Origin of the sequence: Pseudokineococcus sp. 5B2Z-1, from assembly GCF_037482305.1 — a bacterium.
Lineage (GTDB): Bacteria > Actinomycetota > Actinomycetes > Actinomycetales > Quadrisphaeraceae > Pseudokineococcus.
In genome coordinates this window covers 70637-83596 of the sequence record NZ_JBBHZG010000004.1, presented here as the reverse complement: position 1 = coordinate 83596, position 12960 = coordinate 70637, and the positions used below count along the sequence as shown (strand labels likewise).

The following is a 12960-nucleotide window of genomic DNA, read 5'->3' as shown; positions in this document are numbered from 1 at the left end:
CCCCCCCCCCCCCCCCCCCCCCCCCCCCCCCCCCCCCCCCCCCCCCCCCGAGGCCCTCGCGCCCCCGCGGCGGCGCCCTGCGGCTACCGTCGGCCCCGTCGCGGCACCGGCCCGCGACCTGGCGGCGGGCGGGGCCCGCGAGAGGGAGTCCGATGCGCATCCTGGTCCTGGGTGGAGACGGCTACCTGGGGTGGCCGACGGCCATGTACCTGTCGGCGCGCGGCCACGACGTCGGCGTGCTCGACAACGGCCTGCGGCGCCAGTACGACCACGAGCTGGGCGCCGGCAGCCTCGTGCCCATCGAGTCGATGGCCACCCGCGTGCGGGCGTGGCGCGAGGTCAGCGGGAAGGCCATCGCCTCCTACACGACCGACCTCTGCGACGCCGACGGCCTCTACGCCGTGCTGCGCGAGTTCGCCCCCGACGCCGTCGTGCACTTCGCGGAGCAGCGGGCGGCGCCGTACTCGATGATCGACCGCAAGCACGCGGTGCACACGCAGGTCAACAACGTCGTCGGCACCCTCAACCTCATGTACGCGATCGGCGAGCTCGACCGCGACGTGCACGTCGTCAAGCTCGGCACGATGGGCGAGTACGGCCAGCCGAACATCGAGATCGAGGAGGGGTGGCTCGAGGTCACCCACAAGGGCCGCACCGACCGGATGATGTTCCCCAAGAAGCCGGGCAGCTTCTACCACCTGAGCAAGGTGCACGACTCGCACAACCTCGAGTTCGGCTGCCGCATCTGGGGCCTGCGCGTCACCGACCTCAACCAGGGCGTCGTGTACGGCCAGGAGACCGACGAGACGGCGCTCGACCCGCGCCTGGCCACCCGCCTCGACTACGACTCGGTGTTCGGCACGGTCATCAACCGCTTCGCCATCCAGGCCGTGCTCGGCGAGCCGCTCACCGTCTACGGCGGCGGCTCGCAGACGCGCGCGACGATCGACATCCGCGACACCGTCGAGTGCATCCGCCTCGCCTGCGAGAACCCGGCCGACCGCGGCGAGTTCCGCGTCTTCAACCAGGCCACGGAGAAGTTCTCCCTCTCGCAGATGGCCGAGACGGTGCGCGCCGCCTACCCCGGCGTCGCCGAGGTCGTCCACGTCGACAACCCCCGCGTGGAGATCGAGGACCACTACTACAGCTTCGTCCACACGGCGCTGGAGTCCCTCGGGCTCCAGCCGCACACCCTCTCGGACACGCTGCTCACGTCGATGTTCAAGGTCGTCGAGGAGCACGCGCACCGGGTGGACCGCGAGGCCATGAAGCCCGTCGTCGACTGGCGCCGCGCCGCCAACGAGGCCCCCGCCCTGCGCCTGTCCGGCTCGTGAGCGCCGCGGCGGGGGCGGCCGGGGGGCCGCGCGTCCTCGTCACGGGCGCCTCGGGCTTCGTCGGCCGCCACGTCGTCCGCGAGCTGTGCGCCGCGGGCGCCGTGGTGAGCGCTGTCGACCGCACCGAGCACCCCGACGTGCCCACGACGCTCGGGGACCTGCGCGACGCCGGCGTGCGCGAGCGGGCCGTCGTGCCGGGGCTCGACGCCGTCGTGCACCTGGCCGCGATCACGTCGGTGCTCGGCTCGGTCGAGCAGCCGGCCGAGACGACGGAGCTCAACGTCGTCGCGACGGCGGGCCTGCTCGAGCTGTGCCGCGAGCGCGGCGTCGGCGCCTTCGTGCTGGCGTCGACGAACGCCGTCGTCGGCGACGTGGGCGCGGGCGCGGACGGGCGCGGCACCATCACCGAGGCGCTGCCGCTGCGCCCCCTCACGCCGTACGGCGCGACGAAGGCCGCCGGCGAGATGCTCCTGTCGGGGTACGCGGGCGCCTTCGGGCTGCGCGCGCCGGTGGTCCGGCTGACGAACGTCTACGGGCCCGGGATGCGCGCGAAGGACAGCTTCGTGCCGCGGCTCATGCGCGCGGCCGCCGAGGGACGCGGCGTCGTCGTCTACGGCGACGGCGAGCAGCGGCGCGACCTCGTGCACGTCCACGACGCCGCCCGCGCGCTCGCGCAGGCCGCCCTGGGCTGGCCGTCGGGGCCGGTGATCATCGGCGGGGCGCGCTCCTACACCGTCAACGAGATGGTCGCCGCCGCCCGCGAGGCCACGGGCGCGCCGATCCCCGTCGACCACCAGCCGGCCCGGCCGGGCGAGATGCCGGCCGTCGTCGTCGACGTCTCCCGCGCGCGCTCCCTCGGCTACGCGCCGTCGACGGCGCTCGCCGAGGGCATGGCCACCGTGTGGCCGGACTTCCGGCCCGCGGGGGTCGACGGCGGGGACGGGACCGGGGCCGACGGCGGGGCTGCTGCGGGTGCCGGCGGGGGCGCGCGTGGCGACGTCGCCTGAGGTGGCGGTCCGCGCCCGCCCCGTCGAGGCCGGGCCGGCTCCCGCGCGGAGCCGGCTGGCGGGGGGCTGGCCGCTCACCGTCCTCTTCGTCGCGGCGGTCGCCGTCCGGGTCCTCGCCCCCTCCGCCGTCGAGGGCCGCACCGAGGAGGTCGTGGCGCGGGCCCTGGGGCCCGTCGCGGCGGTCCTCCTGGCCCACCTCGCCGTCCGCTGGGGCGTCTGGCGGTGGCTGGCCGCGCTCGCCGCGCTGCCCGCGGCCGTCGGCCCCGCGCAGGTGGCCGCGAGCGGACGAGGGGTGCTCGAACCCCTGCTCGTCCTCGTCGTCGTCACCGGGCTCGCCGCGGTGCTGTGGCGGGTCCCCGCCGGGCTGCTGGCCTCGGCCGGCGCGCTGCTCGCGGCCGTGGCCGCCTCCCTGGTGCTGCTCGGCCTGTCGGCCGGGGGCGACCGCGGCCCGCTCGCCGTCCTGGCGCCCCTGGCGCCCGGCGGGACGCTCGACGTCGGCGGGCAGCTGCAGGGGCCCGGGGCCGCGGACGCGCTGACCGGGTCGGGGACGGGGCCGCTCGTGACGACCGAGGTCGTCGTGGCCGCCCTCGGCCTGCTCCTCGTGATGGCCGCCGCCGCGGGCCTGGGCCGGGCGCGGCCCTCGCGCCTGCGGCGCACCGCGCTCGTGCTCGCCGTCGTGCCGCTGCTCTTCGCCGCCGGCGCGCTCGTCGACGGCGTCACGCCCGCCGTCCTGCTGCCGGCGCTCGCGGTGCTGCCGGCGGCCGGGGCCGTCGGCCTCACCGCCCTGCTGCGCGGCCGCCGCGGCCGGCGCTCCGGGCCGGTGCCGCCCGACGACGTCGACCGCGCCGCCGTCGCCGACCTCCGCGCGCGGGTCGGCGTGCCCGAGCTGCCGCCCGTGGCGATCGTCATCGCCGCCTACGACGAGGCGCCGGGCATCGGCGCCGTCCTCGCGGGCCTGCCCGCCGAGGTGCTGGGCCTGAGGACCGCGGTCGTCGTCGTCGACGACGGCAGCACCGACGGCACGGCGGAGGCCGTCGCCGCGTCGGGGCGCGCGCTCGCCGTCGCCTGCCCCGCCAACCGCGGCCAGGGCGCCGCGCTGCGCCTCGGGTACCGCGTGGCCCGCGAGCACGGCGCCCGCTACGTCGTGACGACGGACGCCGACGGCCAGTACGACGTCGGCGACGTCCCCGCCGTGCTGCGGCCGGTCGTCGAGGGCGAGGCCGACTTCGTCTCCGGCTCGCGGCGGCTCGGGCACCAGCACACGCGCGACCGGGTGCGCCGCACGGGCGTCCACGTCTTCGCGTGGGTCGTCAGCGCGATGTCCGGGACGCGGGTCACCGACACCTCGTTCGGGCTGCGCGCGATGCGCGCCGACCTCACCGGCGTCGTGACGCTGCGCCAGCCGCAGTACCAGTCGTCCGAGCTCATGCTCGGGGTGCTCTCGCACGGCTACCGCGTGCGCGAGGTCCCGGCGACGATGCACGTGCGCAGCGCCGGTGCCAGCAAGAAGGGCCGCAACCTCGTCTACGGGTCGCGGTACGCGCGCGTCGTCGTCGGCACGTGGTGGCGCGAGGGCCTGCTCACCCCGGCCGACGAGGTGGCCCCCGCGCTGGGGGGCCCCGCGCTGGGGGGCTCCGGCGGGGCGGCACCCGCGGGCCCCGCTCCGGCGCCGTGAGCGTCACCCGGTCGTGACCCGCGGCACCCGCCCCGGCCGCCGATGCCGCACCCTGGTGCCGTGACGACGACCGCCGGCCGCCGGGCGAGCGCGCACCCCGCGCCGCGACCGCCGGAGACCGGTCGAGCAGGGGGCGCGCGCCGGTGGCGCGCGCGCCTCGGCGACCACGCGCCGCTCCTCGTCGTCCTCGGGCTGGGGCTGCTCGTGCGCCTCGTCGTCACGGTCGCCTTCTGGCCGGCGATGATGGTGAGCGACGCCCCGTCGTACCTGCGGTTCCTCGGCGACCTGCAGCCGAGCCTCGAGCGCCCCGACGGGTACGGCCTCCTCCTCCTGCCGCTCTCGCTCGTCGCGGACGACGTCGCCCTCTTCGTCGGCGTCCAGCACGTGCTCGGGCTCGCGGCCGCCACGGGCCTGTACGCGCTGCTGCGCCGCTGGGGCGTGGGGCGCTGGTGGGCCGCCGTCGGCGTCCTGCCGCTGCTGCTCGACGCGATGGTGCTCGTCCTCGAGCACGGCCCGCTCAGCGACGCGTTCTTCCTCGACCTCCTCGTGCTGGCCGTCGTCCTCCTGGGCTGGCGGCGCCGGCCCTCGCCCGGCGTCGCGCTCGCGGCCGGCCTCGTCATGGGCTGCGCCGTCCTCGTCCGCCAGGTGGGGACGCCGCTGGTCCTCGCCGGCGCCCTGTTCTGCCTGCTCGCGGCGTCGGGCCGGTGGCGGCGCCTCGTCCCGGCGGCGCTGCTCGTCGTCGGCTTCGTCGTGCCCGTCGGCGCCTACAGCGCGTGGTTCGCCGGCACCTACGGCAGCCCCGGGCTGTCCGGCATCGGCGGGGTCTCCTCGTACATGCGCACGACGACGTTCGTCGACTGCGACCGCCTCGAGCTCGCGCCGTACGCGCGGGTGCTCTGCCCGCCCGAGCCGGTGGGCGAGCGGCGCGACCCCACCGACTACGGCTGGTACGAGATCGGCAGCGGCGTGCAGTCGCTCGCCGTGCCGCCCGGCGTGGACCGGCAGGCGGTGCTGCAGGACTTCGCCCGCCAGGCGCTCGCGGCGCAGCCGCTGGACTACGCGCGGGTCGTGCTGCGCGACGTCGCCCTCGGCTTCGACCCGCTGCGCGCCGACCGCTTCGAGTACAACACCGTCTTCAAGTGGAAGTTCGCCACGTACGTCGACCGGGAGCCGACGCCGTGGACCGAGCCGGGCTTCGCCGACCACGGCGGCGTCCAGCAGCAGACCCGCCAGCCGTGGGCGGACCTCCTCGTGGCCTACGAGAGGGTCGTCTACACGTGGGGGCCGGTCGTGCTGCTGAGCCTCGTCGTCGGGGCGGTCGGCGCCCTGTCCCCGCGCGCCGGCGCCGCGCGGCCCCTCGTGCTGCTCCTCGTCCTCGTGGGCTTCGGCCTGTCGGTGCTGCCGGACATCACCACCCAGTTCGTGTGGCGCTACCAGCTGCCCGCGATCGTGCTGCTGCCCGTCGCCGCCGTCCTCGCCGGCAGCGCCCTGCGCCACCGCGGCCCGCGCCGGGTCCCCTGAGGCGCCGGGTCCCCCGGAGGGGCGCGGCGCCCGCCGTCAGCGGTCGGCGGCCTCGGGGAGCACCTCGGCCACGCCGAGCACCGACTGCCCGAACGGCGGGGTGACGACCTTCTCCAGCAGCCGCGTCACCGGCACGACGACGCCGTCGTAGACCCGCACGAGGCCGGGCTTCGGCGTCCCGACCCCGCCGCGCCGCACGGCCGCCCACCAGGCGAGGCCGCCGAGGAGGTTGACGGGCGTGACGAGGCGCGGGGCCAGCCCGGCGCGCTCGAAGGCGCTGCGCAGCGTCGCGGGCGTGTAGCGGCGCACGTGCCCGACGCGGCGGTCGAAGTCGCCGTAGAGCTGCATGTACGCCGGCACGAACATGACGACGGTGCCGCCCGGCTCGACGAGGCGGGCCAGGCGCCGCAGGGCGCCGGCGTCGTCCTCGATGTGCTCGAGCACGTTGGAGGCGAGCACCGTGGCGACGGGCGCGCCGAGGTCGGGCAGCTCGCCGTCGAGGTCGAGGCGGCGGGCCTCCACCTCGGGGCGGTCGGCGAAGCGCCGCGCGATCTGCGCCACCGCCCCGGGGTCGACGTCGGTGACCACGTGGCGCTCGAGGTCCATGCCCCGCGCGAAGGTCTCGGCCAGCTCGCCGAGCCCGGCGCCGACCTCGAGCAGCGAGCGGCCGACGTGCGGGCGCATCAGCTCGAGCTGGTAGGCCTTGTAGTTCGGCTGGGCCGCCCCCGAGCCCTCCTCGAGCGTGCGGCCCGTCGCCGAGGCGAAGGCGCCGGCGCCCTCGGGGTCAGCGGCGGCGTCGGGGCGACCGGGGGCGGCGTCGGTCATCGGGTCTCCTCGCGGGGGCGGGCGTCACGGCGACGGGCGCCGCGCGCCCCGGGCAGGCGGCGGAAGAGCTGGTGCAGCACGGCGTAGCGCACGAGCGCCATGACGGCGTAGACGCCGAGGAAGGCGATGTTGACGGAGGCGAAGAGCACGGCGTCGGCCGCGCCGGCGCGCTCGAGGAGGGCCTCGGTGAGCGCGGTGGCGCCCGACGCCAGGGCGAGGGTGAGAAGCACGACGGCGACGTACGGCACGAGCTCGCGGCGGACGCTGGGGCGGCCCTCGACGCGCCACACCCACGAGCGGTTGATGACGTAGTTGGGCACCGCGCCCGCGAGCCAGCCGAGGACGGTGGCCGTCGTCGTCGACGCGTCGAGCGGGCCGTACAGGAGGGCGAAGGCGAGGGCGCTGCAGACGGTCGCCACGCCGGACCCGCCCGCGTACCGCAGCAGGCGCGCCCCGTGCGCGGCCACGAGCCGCGTGACGAGCGGCCGCTCCCGCGGTGAGCCGCCCGTCGACGCCGCGGACGGCGGCGTGGACGTCCGGTCGCGGGGCACCAGCGGAGCCTAGGCGCAGGACCGGTGCGCGCCCGTCGGCTTGCCGGGGCGGCCCGTCGGCCGGGCGGCCGCCGGCGCGTCACCTAGCGTGGGTGCGTGGTGCAGACGGCGCGGTCAGCGGGGATGGCGCCCGCCGCACCGGCCGAGCCCGTCGGCCCCGCGACGCCGGCCACGACCGGGCGCCTCGAGCGGGGCGTCGGTCGCGCCCTGGACGGCGCGGTGCTCCTCCTGGCGACGTGGACGCCCGTCTACCACCTGTGCCTCCTGCTGCGGTGGGGCGTCGGCGCGGCCGTGGTCCTCGAGGTGCTCGCGCTCGCCGGGGTCGCCGTCGCGCTGCGGCTCACCCGCGCCCGCCGCGGCGGGCGGGCGGGTCCCGCGCCCGGCGTGGCCGCCGCGACGGTCGCCGTCGGCCCCAGCAGCGGCGGCGGCCCGACCGCAGTGCCCGACGAGCGGCCTCCGGGTCGACGCCGTGCGCGCGGGCGGGCCCCGGCCCTCGTCGTCCTCGCCCTCGCGCTCGCCGCGGCCGTCCTCCTCGCCGTCCGCGCGCCGTGGCCGCTCGTGGCCGCGCTGTGGCTGGCGGCCGCGGCGGCGGGGACCGCCACCGCCGTGCGGGCGCTGCGGCGGGCGGCGCCGGCGGGGCGCGGGGCGGCCGGGGACGAGCCGGCGGGTCCGGCGGCGCGCCCGGCCCGGTCGGGCGTCGTCGTCGCGCTCGTCTGGGCGGCCGCCCTCGCGGTGCTGGCGGGTGCCACCCGGTGGCCCAACCCGGACGACCTCTACTACGTCAACCTCTCGCAGTGGACGGCCGAGCGGGGCACCTTCCCGCTGCGCGACACGATCTTCTCCGACGAGGTCTTCCCCATGACGAGCTTCCCGCCCGTCGCCTCCTACGACGGGCTGCTGGGGACCCTCGCGCACCTGCTCGGCGTGCCCGCGGCGTCGGTGGCCTACCTCGTCGTGCCGTCGGTGGCGACGGCCCTGTCGGTGCTCGCCCTGTGGCGCCTGCTGCGCGCGTGGCGGACGCCGCTCGTCGCGGTGGCGCTGAGCCTCGCGCTCGTCTTCCTCCTGTGGGACGGCGGGCCGGGCTACGCGGCGCCGGGCAACCTGTTCCTCATCCGGCTGTGGCAGGGCAAGGTCGTGCTGCTCTGCCTGCTGGTGCCGCTGCTCCTCGTCGCGCTGCTGCGCCACGCCGAGCGCGCGCTCGCGACGGGCCGCTCGGCGCGCCGCGACCTGGCGGCCCTGGCCGCGGGCGGCACCGCGGCGGTGGGCCTGTCGACGACGGGCATCTTCCTCGTGCCGGTGCTGGCCCTCGGCGGGGTGGCCCCGCTGCTCGCCGCCCGCCGCTGGCGCGCGGCGGCCGCGGGCTTCCTCGCGGCGTCGGCCTACCCGCTGGCCGCCGGCGCCGTCACCCTCGCCGTGGGCGGCCGGTCGGCCGACGACTTCGCCGAGCGCCGCCTCTTCCGCTTCGACCCGTCCTGGTTCGGGCACGAGATCTTCCGCGACGGCGTCTACGGCCTCGTCGGCGTCGCGGCGGTGCTGCTCGGGGCGCTGCTCGTGCCGTCGCGGGCGGCCCGGGTGACGACGGGCGTGCTCGCCCTCGTCGTCGGGGTGACCTTCGTGCCCGGGGTCACGCGGCTGGCCTACGACCTCGTCGGCCTCGGCCCGACGCTGTGGCGGATCAGCTGGGCCGTCACCGTCGCCGCGCTCGTCGGCGTCCTCGGCGCTCGCCTCGCCGCCGGCGGCCGCCGGCGGCGCCTGCTCCTGCCCGCCGGCGTGGCCGCCGCGCTCGTCGTCGCCGGTCTGCCGATCTGGTCCCCGGCCAACGGCGTGTCCCTCGACTGGCCGCCGCAGTACGAGCGCGGGCCGGCGTCCGTCGTCGTCGCCGAGGACGTCATCGCCCGCGCCGCGCCGGGCGACACGGTGCTCCTGCCCGAGCAGGACGCCATCACCCTCACCGTGCTCACCACGCGCGTGAAGACCGTCGCGCCGCGCGACTACTTCCTCGACCAGCTGAGCGACGTGCCCGGCTTCCGCTACGACCAGCGGCTGCTGCTCGTGCGCTTCGCGAACGGCCAGGTGGTCTTCGCCCCGGACAGCGAGGTGGTCGCGGCGCTCGACGACCTCGACGTCGACCAGGCCTGCCTCCTCTTCCCCGAGGAGGGCGAGCCGCCGTACCGCACGACGCGGGTCGTCGAGCGCGCCCGGCTCCTGCTCCGCGCGGGCTTCGTCCCGACGCAGCGGGTGGGCCTCACGTCCTGCTACGCGCGCTGAGCGCCGGCCCGGGACGCGCGTGCGGCTCGGCGGCGGGGCCGTCGGCCTCCGCCGGCTACGGCACCCACGTCCAGAGCCGGTCGCCCGCGCCCACGTGGCCCTCGGTGAGGTCGGCGAGGGCCTCGTCCGGGGTGTCCATGGCGATGACGGGCACGAGCGGCGAGCGGCCGCCGCGCTCCACGGCGCCCGGGTCCCAGCGGACCACCGGCTGGCCGGCCTCGACGACCTCGCCCTGCTCGACGAGGAGGTCGAAGCCCTCGCCGCGCAGCTGCACCGTGCCGATGCCGAGGTGCACGAGGATGGCGGCGCCGTCGTCGCCCGCCACGACGAAGGCGTGCGCGTGGATGACGACGACCCGTCCGCCGATGGGCGCGACGGCCTCGACCGGTCCGTCCCGGCCCGGGTCGAGCGCGACGCCGCACCCGGGCAGCCCCTGCGCGAAGACGCGGTCGGGGACGTCGGCCAGGGGCCGGACGGCCCCGGCGAGCGGGGCGACCACGGGGCGGGCCACCGACGGCCGTCGCGTCGCCGGTCCCCTGCCGCCGCGGGCGCTGCCGGGCTCCGGGCTCGGCACCTGGTCGGCCGGGTCCTGGTCGGTCGGGTCCCGGTCGGCGGGGTCCTGCTCGAGGTCCACGGCTCCTCCTGCGCTGGACCGCCCGCCCCGTCGGCGGCCGGCTGGGCGCCAGAGGGTACGGGCGCGGGTGCCGGCCGGCTCCCCGACGCCGACCCGCGCGCCGCCCACCGGGCCGCTCGCCGGGCCGCGCGGAGGTCGCGCCGCCCGCGCTGCGGGGCACGGGGACCGGTGCGACGCTCCGGGCATGGACATCTGCGACTACATCCTCCACGACCACGACGAGCAGCGGCGCCTCTTCGCCATCCTCGACGAGGTGCCCCGCGACGACGCGCGGGCGCTGGGCGTCGTGTGGCACCGCCTCGAGGTGCTGCTCGAGGTCCACGCCCAGGCGGAGGAGGAGCTCTTCTACCCCCGGCTGCTGCAGCTCGGGAAGGGCGAGGGCGACAAGGACAGCGCCGAGGACGAGACCCTCGACGCCGTCGACGACCACGACGACATCCGCAAGGGCGTCCGCGCCGCCCGGGAGCACGAGGTCGGCAGCCAGGAGTGGTGGGACGCCGTCCAGGCGGCCCGCGAGGCCAACGACGACCACATGGGCGAGGAGGAGCGGGAGGCGCTGCCGGACTTCCGCCACCACGCCACGCCGCAGGAGCGCCACGACCTCGCGGTCGCCTTCGCCGTCTACGAGGCCGAGCACGCCGACGGCCACGGCGTCGACGCGAGCGACCGGGACCCGCAGAAGTACGTCGACGCCCACAGCTGACGCCCCACAGCTGACGCGCACAGCGGCCGGTCGGACCGACCGCGGCCGGCCGGCCGGGGCCGGCGTCGCGGGCAGCACGCGGCGGGCACGGCGTGGTGCCCGGCGGCGTGACGGGGGCGACGGGGCCCGCGCGGACGCGGGCGGCCGGAACACGGTCGACCGGACGTCGACGTCGGCGTACGGTCCCGGACGTGACCGACTCGTCCCGGACGGCGCCGCGGCGCCCGGAGGTGGTCGGCGGCTCGTCCGCCGGCAGCAGGTAGCCGCCGCCCGGTGCTCGCCCCGCCCCTCGCGGGCCGCGCGGGCACCGGCAGCGGCTCTGCGGCACCCGACGTCCCAGCCCCCCGCGCCGCAGCGGGGCGTCTGGCGCGCCGCCGCGGGGCCCGCCCCCGGACGACGCCCGCGGGCCCGCGCCCGCGCCCTCCCGATCGGTGATGCCGTGCTCCCCCTGACCCCTGCCCAGATCCGCTCCTCCTTCGTCGGCGCCTCCCGCAAGGAACTCGCCGACATGAGCCCCCCGCCGGAGCTCGACACCCTCGACTGGGACCGCCTCGACGTCCTCGGCTGGCGCGACGCGAAGCTGCCGCGGCGCTCCTACGTCGTCGTCCCGGTGGACTCCCGGCCCGTCGGCCTCCTGCTCCTGCAGGCCTCCGCCGCGCCGCGCCGGCGCGCCCAGTGCGCGTGGTGCCAGGACGTCGAGCTGCCGGCCGACGTCGTCCTGCGCTCCGCGCGCCGGGCCGGGGCGGCCGGGCGCGCCGGGGACACGGTGGGGACCCTCGTGTGCGAGGGCTTCGAGTGCTCGGCCAACGTCCGCCGGACCCCGCCCCTGCCCTACGAGGGCTTCGACCTCGAGGCGGCGCGCGTCGAGCGCGTCGCCGGGCTGCAGGCCCGCGCGGCCGGCTTCGCGCGGGCGGTGCTCGCGACGTCCTGACGGCGGCGACGCCGCGTCGACCGCCGTCTGCTCGGCTCTAGCGCTGGTCGCAGAGAGGAGGAGACGGCGGTCGACGGGGCGGCCGTGCGACCGTGGGGGCCGCCCTGCGCGGGGCCGGCGGAGCGACGAGGAGGTGGCCGTGGCGGTGCACGAGCGGGACCCGGGGCCGCGGGTCCTGGTGGACCGGGCGAGCCGCGAGGCGGCGTCGACGGACTGGTCGGGCCACCGGCCCGCCGGCCTGCCCGACGGGGTGGTGCGGGCGCGCGGCACCGAGGACGTCGTCGCCGTCCTGCGGCGGGCGACGGCGGGACGCACGCCCGTCGTGACGCGCGGCGCCGGCACGGGGCTCGCCGGCGCGGCGTCGGCGACGACCGGTGAGCTGGTCCTCGACGTCTCGGGCATGGACCGCGTGCTCGACCTGCGCGTCGACGACCAGGTCGCCGTCGTGCAGCCGGGCGTCCTCGTCGCCGACCTCGACGCGGCGGCCGCCGAGCACGGGCTCATGTACGCCCCAGACCCCGCGAGCGCCTCCATCGCGAGCGTCGGCGGCAGCATCGCCACCAACGCCGGGGGCCTGCGCTGCGCCAAGCACGGCGCCACCCGGGAGGCCGTGCTCGGCCTGCAGGTCGTGCTCGCCGACGGGCGCGTGCTGCGCACGGGGCGCGCGACGACGAAGGGCGTCGCCGGCTACGACCTCACCGCCCTGCTCGTCGGCTCCGAGGGGACGCTCGGCGTCGTCGTCGAGGCGACGCTGCGGCTGCGCCCGCGGCCCCGGCAGCAGGCGACGACGAGCGCCTTCTTCGCCGACGTCGCGGCCGCCGCCCGGGCCGCCCTCGCGGTGACCCGCGCCGGCGTCCAGCCCGCGGTGCTCGAGCTCGTCGACGCGGCGACGCTCGAGGCCGTCGACGCCGCCCGGGGCACCGACCTGCGCGCCCGCGGCGCCGCCCTGCTCCTCGCGCAGACCGACGGCGACGGTGCGGCCGCCGAGGCCGAGGCCGTGCTCGCCGCCGTCTCCGCCGAGGCGCTCGAGGCGGAGACGACGACCGACGCCGCCCGCGCCGCCGAGCTCATGACGGCGCGCCGCGAGGCCCTGCCGGCGCTGCAGCGGCTCGGGCAGGCCGTCATCGAGGACGTCGCGGTGCCGCGCTCCCGGCTCGCCGACGCCGTGACGGGGGTCGAGGAGGTCTCCCGCCGGACGGGCGTCCGCATCGCCGTCTTCGCGCACGCCGGCGACGGCAACCTCCACCCCGTGCTCGTCGTCCCCGAGGGCGAGGACGTCCTGTCCGGGGCGCCCTGGGACGCCGCCTGCCAGGTCTTCGCGCTGGCGCAGCGCCTCGGCGGCACGCTCACGGGCGAGCACGGGGTCGGCCTGCTCAAGCGGGCCTGGCTGCGCGAGGAGCTCGGTGACGTGTCGATGGACGTCCACGCCGCCGTGAAGGCCGCCTTCGACCCCCTCGGGATCCTCAACCCGGGCAAGGCCGTCGTCGACGGGTGAGGCGGCGCGCCGCCGC

General features: G+C 78.1%; 11 protein-coding genes. 8 read left to right on the top strand and 3 right to left on the bottom strand.

Annotation, left to right across the window (positions count from 1 at the left end; translation table 11 throughout):
* Positions 1–152: 152 nt before the first annotated feature.
* The 4 genes from WDV85_RS11200 to WDV85_RS11185 are packed head-to-tail and all read left to right on the top strand — an operon-like array spanning position 153 to position 5537.
* Positions 153–1334, top strand: coding sequence for an NAD-dependent epimerase/dehydratase family protein (locus WDV85_RS11200; protein WP_339570690.1), 1182 nt, complete (start codon positions 153–155; stop codon positions 1332–1334).
* Entirely contained in the window at positions 1331–2341 is a 1011-nt protein-coding gene (locus WDV85_RS11195; protein WP_339570689.1) for an NAD-dependent epimerase/dehydratase family protein, read from the top strand. Before WDV85_RS11200 ends, WDV85_RS11195 begins: the two co-directional genes overlap by 4 nt.
* Positions 2325–4016: a glycosyltransferase family 2 protein gene (locus WDV85_RS11190; RefSeq protein WP_339570688.1), complete on the top strand. Its 1692-nt coding sequence runs from the start codon at positions 2325–2327 to the stop codon at positions 4014–4016. The genes WDV85_RS11195 and WDV85_RS11190 overlap by 17 nt, the downstream gene beginning before the upstream one ends.
* Positions 4017–4076: 60 nt before the next feature.
* Positions 4077–5537 (top strand): hypothetical protein, encoded by a 1461-nt coding sequence (locus WDV85_RS11185; protein ID WP_339570687.1) that lies wholly within the window; start codon positions 4077–4079, stop codon positions 5535–5537.
* 36 nt (positions 5538–5573) lie between these two features.
* Here WDV85_RS11185 and WDV85_RS11180 read toward each other — a convergent pair whose 3' ends face one another.
* Together WDV85_RS11180 and WDV85_RS11175 are read right to left on the bottom strand one after the other, a co-directional pair.
* Entirely contained in the window at positions 5574–6362 is a 789-nt protein-coding gene (locus tag WDV85_RS11180; protein WP_339570686.1) for a class I SAM-dependent methyltransferase, read from the bottom strand.
* Positions 6359–6913 (bottom strand): GtrA family protein, encoded by a 555-nt coding sequence (locus WDV85_RS11175; RefSeq protein WP_339570685.1) that lies wholly within the window; start codon positions 6911–6913, stop codon positions 6359–6361. Before WDV85_RS11175 ends, WDV85_RS11180 begins: the two co-directional genes overlap by 4 nt.
* Positions 6914–7009: 96 nt before the next feature.
* On the opposite strand from WDV85_RS11175, the gene WDV85_RS11170 reads away from it, so the two are divergent.
* Positions 7010–9181 carry a DUF6077 domain-containing protein gene (locus tag WDV85_RS11170; RefSeq protein ID WP_339570684.1) on the top strand — a complete coding sequence of 724 codons (2172 nt, stop codon included), beginning with the start codon at positions 7010–7012 and terminating at the stop codon, positions 9179–9181.
* Positions 9182–9236: 55 nt separating this feature from the next.
* Here WDV85_RS11170 and WDV85_RS11165 read toward each other — a convergent pair whose 3' ends face one another.
* Positions 9237–9815: a PTS sugar transporter subunit IIA gene (locus WDV85_RS11165; protein ID WP_339570683.1), complete on the bottom strand. Its 579-nt coding sequence runs from the start codon at positions 9813–9815 to the stop codon at positions 9237–9239.
* A gap of 184 nt (positions 9816–9999) precedes the next feature.
* Between WDV85_RS11165 and WDV85_RS11160 the strand changes: the two genes are divergently transcribed.
* The 3 genes from WDV85_RS11160 to WDV85_RS11150 all read left to right on the top strand — a co-directional run bounded on the left by WDV85_RS11160 (position 10000) and on the right by WDV85_RS11150 (position 12944).
* Positions 10000–10518 carry a hemerythrin domain-containing protein gene (locus WDV85_RS11160; RefSeq protein WP_339570682.1) on the top strand — a complete coding sequence of 173 codons (519 nt, stop codon included), beginning with the start codon at positions 10000–10002 and terminating at the stop codon, positions 10516–10518.
* A 439-nt stretch (positions 10519–10957) separates the two neighbouring features.
* Positions 10958–11449 (top strand): FBP domain-containing protein, encoded by a 492-nt coding sequence (locus tag WDV85_RS11155; protein WP_339570681.1) that lies wholly within the window; start codon positions 10958–10960, stop codon positions 11447–11449.
* Between the two features lie 139 nt (positions 11450–11588).
* Positions 11589–12944: an FAD-binding oxidoreductase gene (locus WDV85_RS11150; protein WP_339570680.1), complete on the top strand. Its 1356-nt coding sequence runs from the start codon at positions 11589–11591 to the stop codon at positions 12942–12944.
* The last annotated feature ends 16 nt before the right edge of the window (positions 12945–12960 follow it).